This window comes from Pseudomonas sp. WT-JTC (genome assembly GCF_056711565.1).
This window is the reverse complement of sequence record NZ_CM160042.1, coordinates 3,793,693-3,811,126: the sequence shown is the minus strand read 5'-3', so window position 1 is coordinate 3,811,126 and position 17,434 is coordinate 3,793,693. Positions and strand designations below refer to the sequence as shown.

Here is a 17,434-nt window from a genome sequence, read left to right as displayed (position 1 = left end):
TGCAATTGGACATTCAACATGAATGTTGCCTGACAGACCGCTTTCGCGAGCAAGCCCGCTCCCACAGGTTGGTCATTCCAGATGAGGGGAATGCGGTGCCATGAGCTATCATTGCGGTTTTCCCATCCAAAGATTGACTGCCATGACTGCCGCAACCGACACCCTGCTCAATGCCCTCGAACACTGTGGAATGGTGGAAATCGACGGGCTGCATGCCTTCGAATTCGCCCTTGATGTCGATGACAACCTGCATATCGAATGCATGGACGGCCGCGCGGCCAAGCACTGGGAGTTCACCCCGGCGCAGGTTCAGGCTGCGACATACGACGCCTCACTGCAAAGCTGGTTGATCATCGGTGATTCAGGTGAGCACCGTTTGGTGTGCCTGGGCGATGTCGTCAGCGGTGACAACGATGACGATGAACCTGAGGATGAATAAACTCTGGCCGCTGTTGATGGCCGGCAGTATCGGTGCGATGGGAGTTCAGGCTGCGTCCGCCGACGACTATCAACTGCTCGTGGGGTCCTACACCGCCAGTCAAAGCCAGGGTATCTACCGTCTGGCTTTCGACAGCCGCACCGGGCAGATCAATACCAGGCCCCTGCAAGTGATCAAAAGCGAGAATCCTTCGTGGCTGACCCTGTCGAAGGACCACCGACACTTGTTCGTGGTCAATGAAAACGGCCCGGGTCAGGCGGATCCGGTAGGGCGTGTCAGCAGTTACTCGATTGATCCCAAGACCCATGCGCTGAGCCTGATCAGCCAGGTACAAAGCCTGGGCAACGAGCCGACCCATTCCAGTCTCAGCGCCGATGGCCGCCATCTGTTTGTCAGCAATTACTCGGTGGCCGAAGACCCGGGTGGCACCCTCGCAGTATTGCCGGTGGCGGCCGATGGCAAGCTCAAACCCGTGGTGCAGATGAGCAGCCACCCGGCGAGCCGGATCAATCCCGAACGCCAGGCCTCGGCCCACGTGCATTCGACGATCCCGTCGCCGGATGGCAGATACGTGTTCTCCAACGACCTGGGCGCCGACAAGGTGTTTGCCTACCGCTTCGACCCCAAGGCCAATCCAGAACTGCCATTGACCCCGGCAACCCCGGCATTCGTGGAGCTGCCGCCCGGTAGCGGACCCCGTCATCTGCTGTTCAGCGCCGATGGCAAACACGCCTGGCTGACCATGGAAATGAGTGCACAGGTGGCAGTGTTCGATTACCACGACGGCCAACTCGAGCAGACGCAGATGGTTGATCTTGCCGCCGGGCAACCGGTCTCAGACAAGGCTGCGGCGGCGCTGCATGCCTCAGCTGACGACAAGTTCCTCTACGTCAGCAACCGTGGCACGGCCAATCAACTGCTGGTGTTTGCGATTGATCCGGCCACCGGCCACCTCAACGAGCTGCAACGCCGGGCGGTGGAGGGCGATCATCCGCGAGAATTCAGCCTCGATCCGAGCGGCAGATTCCTGTTGATCGCCAACCAGAAGAGCAACCAGATTGTCGTCGTCGAACGCGATGCCAAGACCGGTTTGCTGGGCAAGACCGTGCAAAAACTGCCGATGGACGCGCCAAGCGACCTCAGGTTTCTGCTGCGTCAATAAGCCGCAGGCCCCGGTTAATGGGGCCTGCCTGCTTTTATCAATGACGCTGATATCTGGTAATGCTACAAAGCATTTCAAGGCATGAACCCTCGAGGGTTAAGTTTGCTTCACGGCCCCACCGGGCAAGCAAGCCAACTGAATCCGAGGAATACCGCCATGAACTTCAACATCTTCTCTGTCATCGCCGCATCCGCCATTTCTGCCACCGTTGCGCTGCCAGCCAGTGCCAACGTTGAAATCAGCGACAAAAAAGCCCACACCCAGAGCTACACCCAGAAGTACCTGCAACAGAGCGCCAACTTCTACGCCGCGCTGGACCACAAAACCCAAGCCTGAACGTTCACCCCTGCCTTTATGCAGGAGCGAAGTCACTGATGATCGAAGACCCTTATGTTGAAAACACGAGTGTCGAAAACGATCAGAGTGATGTCGCTCCTGCATAACGCATTTACGACAGCATCAAATTGCTATCAATGTCACGCTTGATATCACATCGCCATGAGTTTAAATTGACGCTGATTTTTTGACTCCCCCTCACGGCAAGGATCGGCAGCATGGTGACGCGTCTGGCATTGGTTCTTCTTTTTCTCTATTCCACCCCTATTTTGTCGGCAGCCGACCCTGTTCCGGGTGAGCCGGATGCTGGCCGCGAACGCTTGATGAGTTTTATTGAAGACTGAAATAGTCTGGCTTAATGATCAATGAGGCTGATGGTCACTATGGATAACCCTGAGTGGTTACCCAGGCTCTTTTGATCGATTCTGTGGGTATTGAAACATGCCTGCGGAGAACATCATGGCCAGCGCAATTCTCACTTCTGCCAAACACGGCGCCTATGTGGCGATCGGTCTTTACCTTGCCATGGTGCTGGTGGTCAGCCTTTCAGCCCAGTCGCAATCCAGCGTTGAAGCACCGATCCAGGTCGCTTATCCCGGCATCCAGTTTGAACACCGTGCGCAAAGCGCGAGCGCTGATCAGGCTGAACTCGCAGGAGTGGTCGGCGCATGAAAGGGCACAGACTTTGGGTCATCGCCTTCCTGGCGTTCATGACCAACGGATCCTCCCTGTTGGGGATCGGACAGGGCTCGGCGGGTTCATTGGCCCGGGCCATCGAAGCCAACCACAACATTGCCCGCAACATCGAAAACGCCAATGCTCAGGGCATGCTGGCCGGCAATCCGCCCATCAGGAGTGAAGGTGTGGTTTTCGGGCCGTTCCAGGTCGATTGCTCGGTGATAGGGATGTGTGGGGTGCTGGCCTGAATCCTCGACACACCGCTGGCCTTTGTAGGAGCCAGCTTGCTGGCGATGGCGTATCAGGCACCACAGCGTCAACTGACACACCATCGCCAGCAAGCTGGCTCCTACAGGGGGTGGTTATTTCTTCATGATTGATGTGAACAGGTCCGACGCCAAAAGCCGCTGTAGCCACGCCTGCAAGCGCAGGTAAGGCGTCTGCCCGAACCACTCGCGATCCACATGTGCAAACTGCCGTACGAACGGCATCAATGCGACATCCGCCAGGCTCGGATGGTCCGCCAGCAAATAGTCCCGTCCTTCCAGCAACTGATCCAGCCTGCGCAGGAACACCTCACCTTCGCTGCGATAAACCTCCATCGGCTGCTCGGGATAACGCTCGGCGTACTTGTAGCGATTCAAGTGCACCTTGAACACCTGATCGTTCTGTTCGATCAGCGGGGCGATGTGTGCCGCCGCATCAGGATCATTCTTGAGCAACCAGTCCTGGGGATCGTTCTGCGCCAGCGCCCAGCGCATGATGTCGAGGCTTTCGTCGATCACCCGGCCATCGGCGTTCAGTACCGGCACCGTGCCTTTGCCCGACAGCGCGAGCATCTCGGCAGGCTTGGCCTTCAGGCTGACTTCGACGATGTCCGCGGCCACCCCCGAATAGTGCAGGGCCATGCGTGCGCGCATGGCGTACGGGCAGCGGCGGAAGGAATACAGCGTGTTCATTTCACCTCCAGGGTGCTCAGGCCGTTGCCCTGGCGGCGGACCTGAATCTGCACCGGAATCCGTTCATGCATTTCCTGTACGTGGGAAATAACCGCGACCTTGCGGCCCTGGGCTTGCAAGCCGTCGAGGGCGTCCATGGCCAGTTGCAGGGATTCCGGATCGAGGCTGCCGAAGCCTTCGTCGATGAACAGCGACTCGATTTTCAGCGTGCTCGACGCCATCGATGCCAGGCCGAGGGCCAGCGCCAGCGATACCAGGAAGGTCTCGCCACCGGACAGCGAATGCACCGAACGCAGTTCGTCGCCCATTTCGGTGTCCATCACCAGCAACCCGAGCATGCTGCCGCCACGCTTGAGGCGATAGCGGCGCACCAGTTGGCGCAATTGCACGTTGGCGTGGTGCACCAGCAGGTCAAGGTTGTAGGCCTGGGCGATCTTGCGGAAGGTGTCGCCGGTGGCGGAGCCGATCAGCGCATTCAAGCGAGCCCAGCGTTGATACTCGCCGTAGGCGTCGGCGATTTGCTGCGCCAGGGCCTGATTGGCGTTCTGCCGGCGCTGGTCCTCGGCCTGTTCGGCGCGCAGTTCGGCGCAATGTTGCTCGCTGGTGGCCGCCAGGTTTTGCAGGTCGACCAGTGCGGCAGCCAGTTGTCCGGCGTCGAGGTTGCCGTTGTGTTGCGCTTGATGATCGAGCAAGCGTTGATCCCGCTCTTGCAGCAACACCCTGGTTTGTTCGATGGCTTTTTCGCTCTGCTGCAATCGTTGACGCAGTTCGCTGAGCTGTTGCTCGCTGACGCTCAACAACTCCTGCAGTCCGCCGTCGTCCAGTTCTGGATGCTGCGCGCGCCAGTCGTCGATCCTGGCGCTCAGCTCGCGGTCTTCGCTTTCCAGGGCTTGTACGCGTTCCTGTTGCGCCTTGAGTTCGGCGGCCAGTTGCACCAGCTCCGTGCGCACGCTTTGCAGTTCCTGATTGGCCGCTGCTTCGGCAGTGCGTGCCTGCTCGACGGCCTGATCGAGTTGTTGTTGCCATTGTTCGGCGCTGGCGTGTTCGCCCAGCAGTTGCGTCAGTTTTTCCTGGCAAGCCTGTTGCTGTCCTGCCAGCGCGGTGAATTGCTGCTGCGTAGCGTCCAGTTGTTGGGCGCGGGTCTGCTGTTGGTACTGTTCTTTGTCCAGCGTCTGCTGGCGTTGTTGCTGTTCGCCGAGTTCATCGCGCTGCTGGTCGAGTTGTTGCAGACGCTGGGCGATCTGCCGGTCGAGCTGCATGAAAGTCGCGGCGGGTTCGTTGCGCAGCGCTTCCAGGGTCTCGGCGGGCAACAGGGTGCTGAACGTGCTCAGTTCTTCGTCCAGGCGTTGGCGGTCGCTGCTCAACTCCCGTTGCTGGTCGAGCAGCTGTTGTGTCGCCTGTTGGTTCGCCGTTTCGGCGCTGCGCAGTTGCTGCGTCAGGCGCGCAGCGTCCTGTTGCAGGGTGAGCAGGGCGGTTTGCCGTTGTTCGTCCTGGGCAATGCTCTGGTTCAACTGGCGGCTTTGTTGTGCCAGCCAGGCATCGCGTTTGTCCGCATCCTGGACCAACAGTTGAGCGGACAGCGGGTGCGCTTCAAGGCTCGGCGCCAGGCTTTGTTGCTGAGTCGCGAGCTGTTCCTGCTGTCGCAGCAATTCTTTTTGCTGGGCAATCAGGCCGCCGACTTCAGCGCGCAGATCGGTGAGTTTTTCCTTGAGCAGGTCCACGGCTTTCTGGGCATTGGCCTGTTCGCTTTCATCGTGCCGGCCGAGGCTTTGCAGCAAGGCTTCGGGCTGGTGATAAGGGTGGTCCGGGCTGCCGCAAACCGGGCACGGCTGATCGTCCTGCAACTGCGCACGCAGTTCTTCGACGCTGGCACTGCGCGCCAGACGCTGGCGTTCCAGCAAGTCGCGGGTGACCGTCAGGGTCTGTTCGGCGATGGTCAGCTCGGCCTTGGTCTTCACACCGTCCTGGGTCAGGCGATCACGCTCTTGCTGCGCCGCGAGCTGGCGCTGCTGTAGCTCGGCGCCGAGCTTGTCCAGTTCTTGCTGGCTGGCCCAAAGCCGCATCAGTTCTTCAACGGCCCGCAGTTGCTTGCGGGTGTCCTGCAGCAGGCTGCCGAGAATCCGGATCTGCTCGGCCACCGCTTCGGGTTCGGCGCCAGCCTCTTTGTACAGCACCTCGAGGTCATGACGCTGTGTGGTCAGTTCTTCGGCAGCGCGTGCGGCGCTCTGCTCCAGGGTGGCCAGTTCAGCCTGGCCCTTGTTCAAGCGATTACCGATCAGCATCAGTTGTTGCAGACGATCACGGTAGGCGTTCCAGGCATCGCTCAGCGGCGCCAGATGAGTGCTCTGTTCAAGTTCAGCGGCAATCCGTTGCAAGCGTTCGGCGACCTGCTTCTGCTGGTCGAGCAAACCCTGAATCGTGCTTTGCCCCTGAGTGCAGGCCAGTTCTGCCTGCTGCTTGAGGTCGGCGCTGAGGCTCGCATCCTTGACCAGGCGGGCGAGGGTGCTTTGCTCTTCGAAGGCCTGACGCAGCAGTGGCGCGCTGTGGCTGTGTTGGCTCTGGGCCGCGGCCAGTGCCGTTTTCGCCGCGCTCAGGCTGTGTTCGAGCTGAACCTGACGCGCGTTCAGTCCGGTTTGCTGTTGGATATGCTGTTGAATGTGTGCCGCCAGCGGTGTGAGCTGGGCGCTCAGTTCGGTCTTGCGCGCGAACTGGTGCCGTTGCGGGGCCAGTTGCTCCAGACGAGTCAGCTTCAAGCGCTCGCCGGTCAGGCTGTCCCAGTGCTGTTGGGCTGCTTGCAGTTGTTCGGTGGCGCTCTGTTGTGCGTCCTGCAACTGCTGCAAGTCCTTGAGCCAGCTGTGTTGCAACTCCAACTGTTTGAGCTGCGCCTGCCGGGTTTTAAGTTGCTGCTGAGCTTCATTGAAGCGCTCATCGAGCTCGGCCCGGGCTTCAGGCGACAGTGGCGTGACCCCGCTGGCCTGGTCCTGCAACAGCTTGTGGGTCTCGCGCGCGTCCTTGGTCTTGTCGAAGGCCCGACGACCGAGACGCGTATAGAGCGCCGTGTCGGTGAGCTTCTCCAGCAGTTCGCTGCGGTCGTTGTCGTCGGCCTTGAGGAATGCGCTGAACTCGCTTTGGGCCAGCAGCACGGCGCGGGTGAATTGTTCGAAGTTCAGCCCCAGGGCGGCTTCGAGTTGAGTCTTGTATTCGCCTTTCTGGCTGGCGAGCAATTGATCCTGATCGATGTCACGCAAGCTCTGGCGGCTGGCCTGCAGCTTGCCGGCGGCCTTGTCCCGAGCGCGATTGGCTTCCCAGCGGGCGCGGTAACGACGGCCGTCGACACCGACGAAATCCACTTCCGCATAACCTTCGCCCGTGCCGCGACGCAGCAGGGTCCGCGGGTCACCCGTGCCGATTTCGCCGTCGGCGTCCGGCACCTTGGCGTCGCGGCCGGTGTTGTTCAGGCGGGGTACGGCGCCAAACAGCGCCAGGCACAGCGCATCGAGCAGGGTGCTTTTTCCGGCGCCGGTCGGCCCGGTGATGGCGAACAGACCGGCACTGGCCAGGGGTTCGGCGGTAAAGTCGATCTCAAACGGCCCGGCCAGCGAGGCGAGGTTCTTCAGGCGGATCGCGAGGATTTTCATGGCTGTTCGCTCTCCATCTGCACGTCCTGCAACAGCTCGGCAAAGTCCTTGAGGGTCTGCTCGTCGACCTCGCTGCCATAGTTGTCCTGCCAGGCGCGGCTGAACAGCTCCTGAGGTGTGAGCTGGTCCAGCTCGATCAGTGTGTTGCCATCCTCGACGCCGTTACGGCTGCCGTTGCCGGCGTATTCCGCGGCGATGCGTACCAGGCGCACGGCCTTGCCTTGCAGGGCGGTTTCCACTTGATTGCGCAGGTCTGGCTGCGGTTCATCAAGGCGCACCCGCACTTCCAGCCACGGCTGGCGCTGGATGTCGGCCAACAGATCGATGTTCGGCAGATCTGCCAGTTGCAGCAGGATCTCGCTCAATGGCGCCGGGCCGATGCGTTGCAGGTTGACCGCGCGGGGGATCATTTTCGGCTCGACGCTGACCAGGGTTTCGCCCTCGAGCCGGATGTCGAGAATCTGGTGCTGATAGCTGATCTCGGAGAACGACAGCGGAATCGGCGAGCCGCTGTAGCGGATGCGCTCCTCGCCGTTGACCTTCTGCGGTTTGTGCAAGTGGCCGAGGGCAACGTAACTGATGCTCGGCCCGAACAGGCTGGCGGGCAGCGCTTCGGCATTGCCGATGATCAGGCTGCGCTCGGAGTCTTCCGACACCGAACCGCCTGCCATGTGCGCGTGGCTGATGGCGATCAGCGCCTGGCCTTTCTTGCGCTTTGCGTTCGCCGCCTCGATCAGCCATTCATGGACCTGGCCAATGCCACGCAGGTAGTTGTCGCCCAGATGCGCGCCGGTGACTTCGGCAGGGCGCAGGAACGGCAGCGCCAGGCACCAGGCGACGGTTTTGCCCTTGGCGTCCGGCAGCGGCAACAGCAAGCGCTCGGCATCCAGTTGCCCGTCATCCAGCCACAGCACACGACCGAGGGCATGCGTGCGCAGGCGGCGCATCAACGGCGCGGGCAGTTCGATCCGCGAGCCGGAATCGTGGTTGCCGGCAATCATCACGATGGTCAGCAATGGCTGCTGTTCGTGGGCGCTGACGATGAAGTCGTAGAGGCGTTCCTGGGCTTTGACCGGCGGATTGACCGTGTCGAAGATATCGCCGGCGATCAACAGCACGTCCGGCTGATCGAGCTTCAGTTGACGCAGCAGCCAGTCGAGAAAACAGCCGTGTTCGAAATCGCGATCCTGGCCGTGCAGGTTCTGCCCGAGGTGCCAGTCGGAGGTGTGGAACAAGCGCAAGGGCAACTCCGCTAAATAAAAAGGTGATGGTCGCAGGAAAAATGGAGGCGACGAAAGGGGGGAGAGTTTACTGACAAACGACCAAGGTTGCTGAACGCCTTGATTGAGTGCAGCTACGGATCTCGATGAAAAAATCCTACGAACGGTCATGCCTACCTGTCAGTTATGACAGTTCCCACTATGGTGGGCAGGGTGTTTAATCGACCCTGCGCATGGAGCCTTGCAGAGCGGCAGCGACGCAATTTATGAGTTTCAGCCTGAAGGGAAAATAGTGTCGCCTCAAAAACGCTGAAGTTGTGTTGTTCACATGTGATCTCAATGGAATCGAACCTCGCATTCATCCAGCCTCAGTGGAGAAACGTCATGTCAAACAGTCATCCGAGTACCATCAGCCGAATCAACACGCCGCGTCATGGCCACGTGTTTTCCCCCGCATCCCGGGCGTACTTTGCCTGGCAGGCAGGCGAGTTGGATGAAGGGGCTTTGAACCAGCGCGAGTCCGGCAAGTTTTTTCCCGAAACTTCCGCCGACGTGGCTGATGCATACGCCAAAGAGGACGTGGCCAATTTTGCGCCGCCTCCTGACGGCAAAATTGCCAGCGCCAATCAAGCCACCGGCCAAAAACTGGATCAGCCGGGTAGCCACTGGCAAAAACATGAAGTGCGAAGCGGCGAAACACTGGATGTCTCTTGGCATTTCACCGCCAACCACGTTACCCGTCGCTGGAACTACTTCATTACCAAGGCTGATTGGGATAGCAGCAGAGCGCTGGCGCGCGATCAATTTGATGCCGAGCCTTTCTATACGGTGCAGTTGAATCTGAAGCCCTATTGGGAACACTCAAACGACATGAAGCCGCCGTCGCCCACCATCCATGGGGTCCCGCTGCCAAAACGAGAGGGGTATCACGTGTTGTTGGCTGTCTGGGAGGTCGCCGATACCGGAAATGCGTTCTATCACGTAGTGGACCTGGATTTTGTGTCGTCTGGAGGAGGCGAGCGTCCGACCACGCCGACCGGTTTGAAGGCCAGTGATATCACTGACAAGCAGGTGGTATTGACGTGGAATGCTGCAACGGGGGCTTCTCCTATCGCGTTTTACCGTATTACGCGCAACGGGACCGCTACAGTCGATGTCGCGGCACCACAACTGACCTGGATCGACCATGCCGTGATGCCTGACACCGTCTACAGCTATTTTATTAGCGCAGTCGACGAGACAGGCAATGTTTCACGTCCAAGTCCGGCTATCGAGGTGCGTACGTTGCCAGAGGAGGGTGAGGTCGGGGCGCCGAGCGCTCCGGCGAACCTGCACAGCATGGGCCAGACAGAGCGCAGTATCAGCTTGATGTGGGGGGCCTCCTCAGGCCCGGTGGCAATAACGAACTACCTGATTTTTCGCGACGGCCAGGAGGTCAAGCGCGTAGGTGCAGATCAGACTTCGTTTGAGGACACGGACCTGACGTCAGGGACCGAGTACCGTTATTTTGTGAGGGCGCTCGACCTGAACGGCAAGCTGTCATCATCAAGTAATGTCCTGAGCGTCAGCACACAAGGTGATGGTGGGGCATATCCGGCGTGGAAGTTGAATACTCAGTATGCAAAAAACGCGTTGGTGAGCCACGCCGGGCAGAACTGGTCCTGCATTCAGGCACATACGTCATATGTTGAGGATTGGGCACCTGGGGCAGGCGACAATGTGCTTTGGGCCAAGCATGTCTGATCCGTTGAACAGGCCATCGTGAGTGGCTGAAAAGGGCTGAAAGATCGCAGCCTTCGATGGCTCCTGAGGGTGTACATCCACCTGATGCAGGCGCTTTCGAAGGTTGCGATCATTTGATTCTACTTGGGATAAAGCGGCGGCAACCCAGTGTCGCCGACCGGATCCTGAACCCGTTCGGCAATCGGGATCGCCTTGATCGCCCGCCACAATTCATCACCTTGCCAATACTGGCCGGTTTCGCTGTAAAGCGCGCCGTTCAGGCCGTCGAGGGCGTTGGACAGCGGCACGAAGCGGGCGGCCATGTCGGCCAGGGTTTCCGGTTGTTGGCGGGCCCAGGCGTCGAGGGCCTGGCGGGTGGCGTGGGAGTCGTTGGCCTGGCAGGCGCGCTTGAGGTCGTCTAGGACGGTGCGCGGGCTTGGCCCGGTTTGAGCGGCACGCATCACCGCCGGTTGCCAGCGGCCACGCCACCAGAGGCCGAAGCCGAGCAGGGTGGTGCAGGCCAGAATCAAGGTGCTGAGCTTCCAGCGCCAGAGCGCTTGGCTGTCGGCGCTGGCATCGATCGCTGAGGTGCCGGCCGGGGTGTCGACCACCAGGTTCGGATTGGCCGCCACGTGCAGCGTGCGAGCGGGCAGGCTGCTGTGCTCCAGATGGTCTTCGAAGGTGTTCCACCACACCACGTCGACGGTGGGCAGCTCGATGGCGCCGGTCCGTGTCGGCACCAGGGCCTCGCGGTCTTCACGACTGCCGACCAGGCCGCGTTCGCTGTTCTGATTGCCGAGCACTGGTTGATCCGGGTAGCGGCGCAGACCGCCGACATCGGTGCCGGGCAGCGGTGGTAGCTGGGTGCTGGACAAGCCTTCGGCCTTCACCGTCAGGCTGCGGGTCAATGAATCGCCCACCTGGGCATGATCCGGCTCCGGGTTCCAGCTATCGCTCAGGGTCAGGCTGCGCGCAGGCAGCCAGGGGGCATCGGCCGGATAGGTGATGGGTTTGGCCTTGACCGTCAACAGCAGTTCGGCCGAGGTCACGCGCATCAGCTTGCCGGATTTCGGCCCCTGGGCCGCGTCCTGTACCGGTTGTGCATCGACCAGCGCAGCGTTGAAGACCTGCGCCGGAATGATCAGTTCGCCACTGTGTTGCGGGTAGATCGCGTAGCGCATTTCAATTACGCCATGGCGCAGGCCGTCGATGTCTTTTTCGTAGGTGCGTGAGTCGCCCAATTGTTCGATACGGGCATCAGATATCTGCAAGGGTGGCAGGCTGCTGTCGTCGTACAGCGACACCGAATGGTAGATGCGCAGGGTCAGGATCGCCTGGGCCTGAACGTACACGCTGGTTTGATCGAGGCTGGCGTCAATGAACACCGCGGCCCGTTTGTTCGGGTTGTCCGGTGTTTCGCTCTCGACCACTTGCAGGGTGATCGGCTGGCTCTGCAGTTCGCCCAGTTGCAGTGGCGGAATCACCACGCTGCCGTTTTGCCGGGGCAGGAGGGTGACGATCCAGCGTGTGGTGGCCCGGTTTTCACCGCTAAGGGTGTTCAACTGGTTGACCTGGCGTGTGCCGCGCACTTCGAACAACGGCTCCAGCGGTGTCATGTCGGGTTTGCCGAACTGTGTCACGTCGGTGGATTCCAGGGTCAGCTCGACCGTCTCGCCCGAGCTCAGGCGACTGCGGTCCACACTGGCGACCAGCTCTGCTGCCTGCGCCTGAACGGTGCAGAACAACAGGCCATGCAGCAGCGCGAGCAATATAACGGTGAAGCGGGTCATCGAGTTTTTTCCTGATCCTGATGTTGTTGCTGTTCGTACCAGAATTTGCGCCGCAGCAGCTCACCGGGGTCATCCGGGATCTGCCGCAACCACTGCTCCAGCGCCTGACGCTGTTCACCTTCGATGCTGTCGGTGGCCGGGCGCAAGGGCGGCGTCGTGTGTTGCTCGTCACCCAATTCACTGCCTGGAACTTCGTTGGTTCCGGGCTTGCGTGGCGACGTGGGCGGATGCCTGGTGTCGGCGCCAGTCTGCGGTTCTTGCGCCTGCGGCTCGCCGCCGTCCGAAGGCTGCGTCGTGGCGCCGGGCGGTGTTTGCTGCTCAGTGGCCTGGGGCTCCTCGCTGGTGGCCGGCTCCGGGGTGGGCGGGCTGTTTTTTTGCTTGATCAACTCTTCCACCAGCGTCTTGTTGGTCAGTGCCGGGCGCAAATCCGGTTGGCGTTCCAGCGCCTGTTCGTAGGCGTCCAGGGCAGCCTCCAGCGCACCACTTTTGGCCAGGGCGTTGCCCCGATTGTAGTGGGCATGGGCATCGTTGCCTTCGGCAAACCGCTCGGCGGCGCCGGCGTAGTCTCCGGCTTCATAGAGCGCCACGCCTTGCCACTGATGGTCTTCGAAGCGCCGCGCGGCCTCGGCCGGACGCTTGAGCTTGAGTAATTGCACGCCTTGTTGATCAGGACGCAGCCACAGGTCTGCGAGGTCGAAGGCATAGCTGGGCTGAGGCAGCGCCAATAGCAGCGGCAGGCAGAGCAGCCAGCCGCGACGTCCCGCGCAGGCCGCGAGCAGCAACAGTGGCAGCAGCAGCCAGTAACCCTGGTCGGCCCAGGTGTCGAGGCGCAGCGTCTGGCCGTCATTGCGCAAGTGACGCGGACCGTCAAGCAGGCCAAGGGCGCGCAGGTCGCTATCGTCCAGGCGGGCGTGGCGATAGCGTCCGTCGAGGTCGCGGGCGAAGCCTTTCAGGCCGGGCTCGTCCAGGCGCGGTACGAGGATCGCGCCTTGTTCGTCCTTGAGGAAACTGCCGTCTTCCTGGGTGATCGGCGAGCCTTCGGCGGTGCCGATGCCGAGCATCAGCCATTGCGTCGATTTGCCTGCCATGGCGCGGCGAATCCCCAGGCGTTCGTCTTCCGTCAGGGACGAGCCAATCAGCAGGATCCGCCCGTCACCGAGCGCACCCTGTTCCAGCAGGGCCAAGGCCTTGACTACCGCCAGGTCGGCGCGATGGCCGGCCTCGGGCATCAATGACGGCTTGAGGGCATCGAGCAGGTTGCGGCTGGTGGACAGGTCATCGGAGAGCGGCACCAGCGTATGCGCGCTGCCGGCGTAGACGACGATCGCAGTCTGGGCATCGCTGCGAACCTGCAGCAGGTCGAACAGCTTGCGCCGGGCCTGCTCCAGGCGATTGGGCGCGACGTCCGTGGCGAGCATTTCCGGGGTCAGTTCAAGAATCACCACCAACGGGTCGGCGGGCTTCTGGCTGGTTTGCTCGACGCGTTCCCAGCTCGGGCCCAGCAGCGCGAGCACGGTCAACAGCCACGCCACGCCAAGCGCGACCCAAGGCAATTTACTGTCGCGACCACTGCCACCGCTGAGCAGTGCTGCGTGAAAGGCTGGAGGCAGAATCATCTGCCAGCGCCCGGCGCGTTTCTTGCGGTGCCAGAGTTGCCAGAGCAACCAGCCAAGCACCGGCAACAACAATAGCCACCAGGGGCGGAACCAGTAGGGCCACAACGCACTCATCGGCGCCTCCGCAGACGCAGGCGTTTGAGACGCTGGCGCCAGTCAGGCAACACTTGGGTTTGCAAAAACAGATCCTTGGTAAACAGGCGTTGCAACGGGTTGTCCGGCCAGAGTACAGGGGCCACCAGCAGCATGCTCAACAACAGAGCCAGCGCCAGAGGCCATTGATACAGAGCCTGGGCCGGACGGGCCTGGGTCGGTTGCTGGGCCACGGGTTCCAGTTGATCGAGGGTTGCCTTGATCGATTGCAGTTGCTTGCCATCGTGGGCGCGGAAATACCGGCCGCCGGTGGCTTCGGCAATGGCTTTCAGGGACGGCTCGTCCAGGTCCAGGCTGGGATTGACGCCGAGAAAGCCGACCGTGCCACTTTGCTCCGGATCGGCACCGATGCCGATCGGATAGATCTTCACATCTTCCTTGCCCGCCAGTCGGGCGGCGGTGAGCGGATCGATTTCACCGGCATTATTGGCCCCGTCGGTGACCAGAATCAGCACGCGGCTCTGCGCCGGACGTTGGCGCAGGCGTTTGAGGGCAAGGCCGATGGCATCGCCGATGGCGGTGTTTTTGCCGGCAATGCCGATGCGTGCCTCATCGAGCCAGACGCGCACGGTGTGGCGGTCGAAGGTCAGTGGCGCTTGCACGTAGGCCTGGCTACCGAACAGGATCAGGCCGACCCGGTCACCTTCGCGGCTTTCGAGAAAGTCTCCGAGCAGATGCTGGACCAGCGAAAGGCGACTGACGTCTTCGTCCTGCCACTGCATGTCGGGAAAATCCATGGAGCCCGAAACGTCCACCGCGATCAGCAGGTCGCGGCCACTGGCGGCGATCGGTAACGGTTCACCCAGCCACTGCGGGCGTGCGGCGGCCATCAGCAGCAGCAGCCACAGCAGAATGAATGGCGACTGTTGGCGCCAGGCCGGCAGATTGGCGCGGGCGCGGCGGCCGGCGAGGCCTTCCAGATCGCTTAGAAAACTGACCTTGAGCGCCGGCTCGCCACTGTCGGCGACCGGCAAGACGAGGCGCATCAGCCACGGCAAGGGCAACAGGGCGAAGATCCACGGCCAGGTGAACTCAAACATGCTTGCGAATCCATGTGTCGACGGCCTGGGTCAGGCCGGCGATGGCCTTGTCATCGAGTTTGCATTCGGGTTTGTAGGCACCTTCCACGAGCACCATCCAGCGAGTCAGGCCGGCTGCCGGGCAGCGGTTGTCAAGGAACGCCAGCCACTTGCGCCCGTTGAGGGTATGGCTCTGGCTGTAGGGATAGTGGTTGCGGCACAGGCGCTTGAGCAAGCCGTTGAGTTGCTGCAGCCAGGCACCGGCCGGCGCACCGTCATACGGCTTGGGCATCAGCGCCAATTCAGCCAGTGCGGCCAAGCGAACCGGGTCCAGCGGCTGTTCGGCACGCACCACGGGGCGTTTGCGAGGAATGAAGCGCCGCAGGCTCCACAGCCCGAAGCCGAGTAGCGGCAGCAACAGCAGCAGTATCCACCAGCCAGGCGCGGGCGGCCAAAAATCGATCGGCGGCGGAGAAATCAGCGGTTGCAGTTGTTCCAGTCCGCTCATCGACCTTTCCCCGGCTTCTGTGGGTTCAGGTACTCGCGCAGTTGCTCGACCATCTCGCTCTGGGTACTCAGGGGCATCAGCAACACGCCCAGCTTCTGCGCGAGCAGCTCCCAACGGGCGATGCGTGCTTCGGCCAGGGCCCGGTAAGTCTGGCGCAGGTCGAAATTCAGCGTGTCGAGCTCCAGTTGCGCACCGCGTTCGGCGAAACGTAAAAGGCCGGCGGCGGGCAGGGCATGATCCAGCGGATCGGACAACGGCAGCAGCAACAGGTCGCAATGGCGAGATAACAGGCTCAGCTGTTGCTCGGCACTTTCCGAAAGGGAGCGTTCGTCGCAGATCACCACCACCAGGCTGCCCGGGCGTGACACTTCGCGGGCGCGGCGCAGGGCGATACCGAAGGCGTCACGGTCCGGCTCGATTTCGCTGTTGAGCGACTGATTGACCCGCACCAGTCGGTTGAGCAGCTGCAGCAGGCTTTGCTTGCTGCGCCGAGGCTTGATTTCGTAGTGCTCATTGTCGCCATACACCAGCCCGCCGACCCGATCGTTGTGGCCCAGGGCTGCCCAACCGATCAGGCTCGCAGCCTGTGCGGCGAGTACGGACTTGAACATCTGGCCCGAGCCGAAAAACAACCGGCGGCTTTGTTCGACCATGATGAAGATCGGCCGCTCGCGTTCTTCGTGGAACAGCTTGGTATGGGGCTCCTGGGTGCGCGCAGTCACGCGCCAGTCGATGGTGCGCACATCGTCGCCGGCCTGATAGACCCGCACCTGGTCGAAGTCGACGCCACGGCCGCGCAATTTGGAGTGGTGCAGGCCAATCAGTGGGCTGCGCTGGCTCGGCGTGGAAAACAGCTGCACTTCGCGCACGCGATGGCGCATCTCGATCAGGTCGGCGAGGCTGACACGGATGCCCGGCTCGGGCGGCAGGCTGACGTTCATCGGGGTCAAGCGACGGCTACGACGTCGAGAATCCGCTGGACGACCCGGTCCTGATCGATGCCAGCGGCTTCGGCTTCAAAGGAAAGAATGATGCGATGGCGCAGCACGTCGAACAGCACGGCCTGGATATCTTCCGGGCTGACGAAATCGCGTCCGGCCAGCCAGGCGTGGGCACGGGCGCAGCGGTCCAGGGCAATCGAACCGCGCGGGCTGGCGCCGTAGGCGATCCACTCGGCCATCTCCGGATCGAACTTGGCCGGGGTACGGGTGGCCATGACCAATTGCACCAGGTATTCCTCCACGGCGTCGGCCATGTACAGGCCGAGGATTTCCTTGCGTGCCGCAAAAATCGTCTGTTGGGTAACCCGACGCTCAGGTTTTGCTTCGCCGTTCAGGGCTTCTCCACGGGCTTGCTGCAGAATCCGGCGCTCGACAGTGGCATCGGGAAAGCCGATTTTCACGTGCATCAGGAACCGGTCAAGCTGGGCTTCGGGCAGCGGATAGGTACCTTCCTGCTCGATGGGGTTTTGCGTGGCCATCACCAGGAACAGCGGCGACAGCTCATAGGTGCTGCGTCCGACACTGACTTGCCGTTCGCCCATGGCTTCGAGCAAGGCCGACTGAACCTTGGCCGGGGCGCGGTTGATTTCGTCCGCCAATACCAGGTTGTGGAAGATAGGCCCTTGCTGGAACACGAAACTGCCGGTTTCCGGGCGGTAGATTTCCGTACCGGTAATGTCGGCCGGCAACAGGTCAGGGGTGAACTGGATGCGGTGGAACTGGGCTTCGATGCCTTCGGCGAGTTCTTTGATGGCCTTGGTCTTGGCCAGGCCAGGAGCGCCCTCGACCAGCATGTGGCCGTCGGCGAGCAGGGCGATGAGCAAGCGCTCGATGAGTTTTTCCTGGCCGAGAATCTGCGTTGAAAGAAAGGTTCGCAGCGCGAGCAGCGCTTCACGATGTTCCATCGATGACTGTTCCTGCAAAAGGGTGGCCGAGGACGTTCGAAATGCGCCAGGGCCGGGGGCGTTACTTTAATCCATCGCGGGGGGTGGCGACTAACGGCATTTTGTGCAAAGTGCGGGGAATGACCGGGAGATTTGTTGGATTTATGCAGGGCAACAGTCTTGAGGTGACTGTCAGGACCTCATCGCTGGCAAGCCAGCTCCCACAAATATTGGCGGTGTGCATGCAATCTGTGCAACACATCGGTCACTGTGGGAGCTGGCTTGCCAGCGACAGGGCCGGTTCAGACA

The 17,434-nt window shown here is 61.4% G+C and carries 16 protein-coding genes; 7 read left to right on the top strand and 9 right to left on the bottom strand.

Features of this window, described 5'->3' with window-relative positions:
- The first annotated feature begins 100 nt into the window (after nt 1-100).
- From AC06G5_RS17310 to AC06G5_RS17285, 6 genes are all read left to right on the top strand, one after another.
- Nucleotides 101-439 carry a DUF5629 family protein gene (locus tag AC06G5_RS17310; protein WP_008020075.1) on the top strand — a complete coding sequence of 113 codons (339 nt, stop codon included), beginning with the start codon at nt 101-103 and terminating at the stop codon, nt 437-439.
- Nucleotides 432-1,601, top strand: coding sequence for a lactonase family protein (locus AC06G5_RS17305; RefSeq protein WP_480457734.1), 1,170 nt, complete (start codon nt 432-434; stop codon nt 1,599-1,601). The genes AC06G5_RS17310 and AC06G5_RS17305 overlap by 8 nt, the downstream gene beginning before the upstream one ends.
- A 156-nt stretch (nt 1,602-1,757) precedes the next feature.
- Nucleotides 1,758-1,937 carry a hypothetical protein gene (locus tag AC06G5_RS17300; RefSeq protein ID WP_007979950.1) on the top strand — a complete coding sequence of 60 codons (180 nt, stop codon included), beginning with the start codon at nt 1,758-1,760 and terminating at the stop codon, nt 1,935-1,937.
- Nucleotides 1,938-2,155: 218 nt separating this feature from the next.
- Nucleotides 2,156-2,281: a hypothetical protein gene (locus tag AC06G5_RS17295; protein ID WP_008020073.1), complete on the top strand. Its 126-nt coding sequence runs from the start codon at nt 2,156-2,158 to the stop codon at nt 2,279-2,281.
- A 115-nt stretch (nt 2,282-2,396) separates the two neighbouring features.
- Nucleotides 2,397-2,609 (top strand): hypothetical protein, encoded by a 213-nt coding sequence (locus AC06G5_RS17290; RefSeq protein WP_413704641.1) that lies wholly within the window; start codon nt 2,397-2,399, stop codon nt 2,607-2,609.
- A complete protein-coding gene (locus tag AC06G5_RS17285) occupies nt 2,606-2,863 on the top strand; it encodes a hypothetical protein (RefSeq protein ID WP_413424668.1) in 258 nt (85 codons plus the stop codon). The genes AC06G5_RS17290 and AC06G5_RS17285 overlap by 4 nt, the downstream gene beginning before the upstream one ends.
- Nucleotides 2,864-2,977: 114 nt before the next feature.
- Here the strand turns inward: AC06G5_RS17285 and AC06G5_RS17280 are convergent, their stop codons facing one another.
- From AC06G5_RS17280 to AC06G5_RS17270, 3 genes are read right to left on the bottom strand one after another with little or no spacing between them, the layout of a single operon-like run.
- On the bottom strand, nt 2,978-3,574 hold the full coding sequence (locus AC06G5_RS17280; protein ID WP_413424666.1) for a glutathione S-transferase: 597 nt from the start codon (nt 3,572-3,574) through the stop codon (nt 2,978-2,980).
- Nucleotides 3,571-7,212 carry an AAA family ATPase gene (locus AC06G5_RS17275; protein ID WP_480457730.1) on the bottom strand — a complete coding sequence of 1,214 codons (3,642 nt, stop codon included), beginning with the start codon at nt 7,210-7,212 and terminating at the stop codon, nt 3,571-3,573. Before AC06G5_RS17275 ends, AC06G5_RS17280 begins: the two co-directional genes overlap by 4 nt.
- Nucleotides 7,209-8,453: an exonuclease SbcCD subunit D C-terminal domain-containing protein gene (locus AC06G5_RS17270; RefSeq protein WP_413424662.1), complete on the bottom strand. Its 1,245-nt coding sequence runs from the start codon at nt 8,451-8,453 to the stop codon at nt 7,209-7,211. Before AC06G5_RS17270 ends, AC06G5_RS17275 begins: the two co-directional genes overlap by 4 nt.
- A gap of 318 nt (nt 8,454-8,771) precedes the next feature.
- Here AC06G5_RS17270 and AC06G5_RS17265 point away from each other — a divergent pair, with 318 nt between their 5' ends.
- Nucleotides 8,772-10,175, top strand: a complete 1,404-nt coding sequence (locus tag AC06G5_RS17265; protein WP_413704642.1) for a lytic polysaccharide monooxygenase — start codon at nt 8,772-8,774, stop codon at nt 10,173-10,175.
- A gap of 119 nt (nt 10,176-10,294) precedes the next feature.
- Here AC06G5_RS17265 and AC06G5_RS17260 read toward each other — a convergent pair whose 3' ends face one another.
- From AC06G5_RS17260 to AC06G5_RS17235, 6 genes are read right to left on the bottom strand one after another with little or no spacing between them, the layout of a single operon-like run.
- Nucleotides 10,295-11,944: a BatD family protein gene (locus tag AC06G5_RS17260; protein ID WP_413704643.1), complete on the bottom strand. Its 1,650-nt coding sequence runs from the start codon at nt 11,942-11,944 to the stop codon at nt 10,295-10,297.
- Nucleotides 11,941-13,674, bottom strand: coding sequence for a vWA domain-containing protein (locus AC06G5_RS17255; RefSeq protein WP_413704644.1), 1,734 nt, complete (start codon nt 13,672-13,674; stop codon nt 11,941-11,943). The genes AC06G5_RS17260 and AC06G5_RS17255 overlap by 4 nt, the downstream gene beginning before the upstream one ends.
- Nucleotides 13,671-14,753, bottom strand: a complete 1,083-nt coding sequence (locus AC06G5_RS17250; RefSeq protein WP_413428377.1) for a vWA domain-containing protein — start codon at nt 14,751-14,753, stop codon at nt 13,671-13,673. Before AC06G5_RS17250 ends, AC06G5_RS17255 begins: the two co-directional genes overlap by 4 nt.
- On the bottom strand, nt 14,746-15,240 hold the full coding sequence (locus AC06G5_RS17245) for a DUF4381 domain-containing protein (RefSeq protein WP_413428376.1): 495 nt from the start codon (nt 15,238-15,240) through the stop codon (nt 14,746-14,748). The genes AC06G5_RS17250 and AC06G5_RS17245 overlap by 8 nt, the downstream gene beginning before the upstream one ends.
- Nucleotides 15,237-16,181, bottom strand: coding sequence for a DUF58 domain-containing protein (locus AC06G5_RS17240; protein ID WP_322617320.1), 945 nt, complete (start codon nt 16,179-16,181; stop codon nt 15,237-15,239). The genes AC06G5_RS17245 and AC06G5_RS17240 overlap by 4 nt, the downstream gene beginning before the upstream one ends.
- Nucleotides 16,182-16,186: 5 nt before the next feature.
- On the bottom strand, nt 16,187-17,146 hold the full coding sequence (locus tag AC06G5_RS17235; protein WP_007994509.1) for an AAA family ATPase: 960 nt from the start codon (nt 17,144-17,146) through the stop codon (nt 16,187-16,189).
- Between the last annotated feature and the right edge of the window lie 288 nt (nt 17,147-17,434).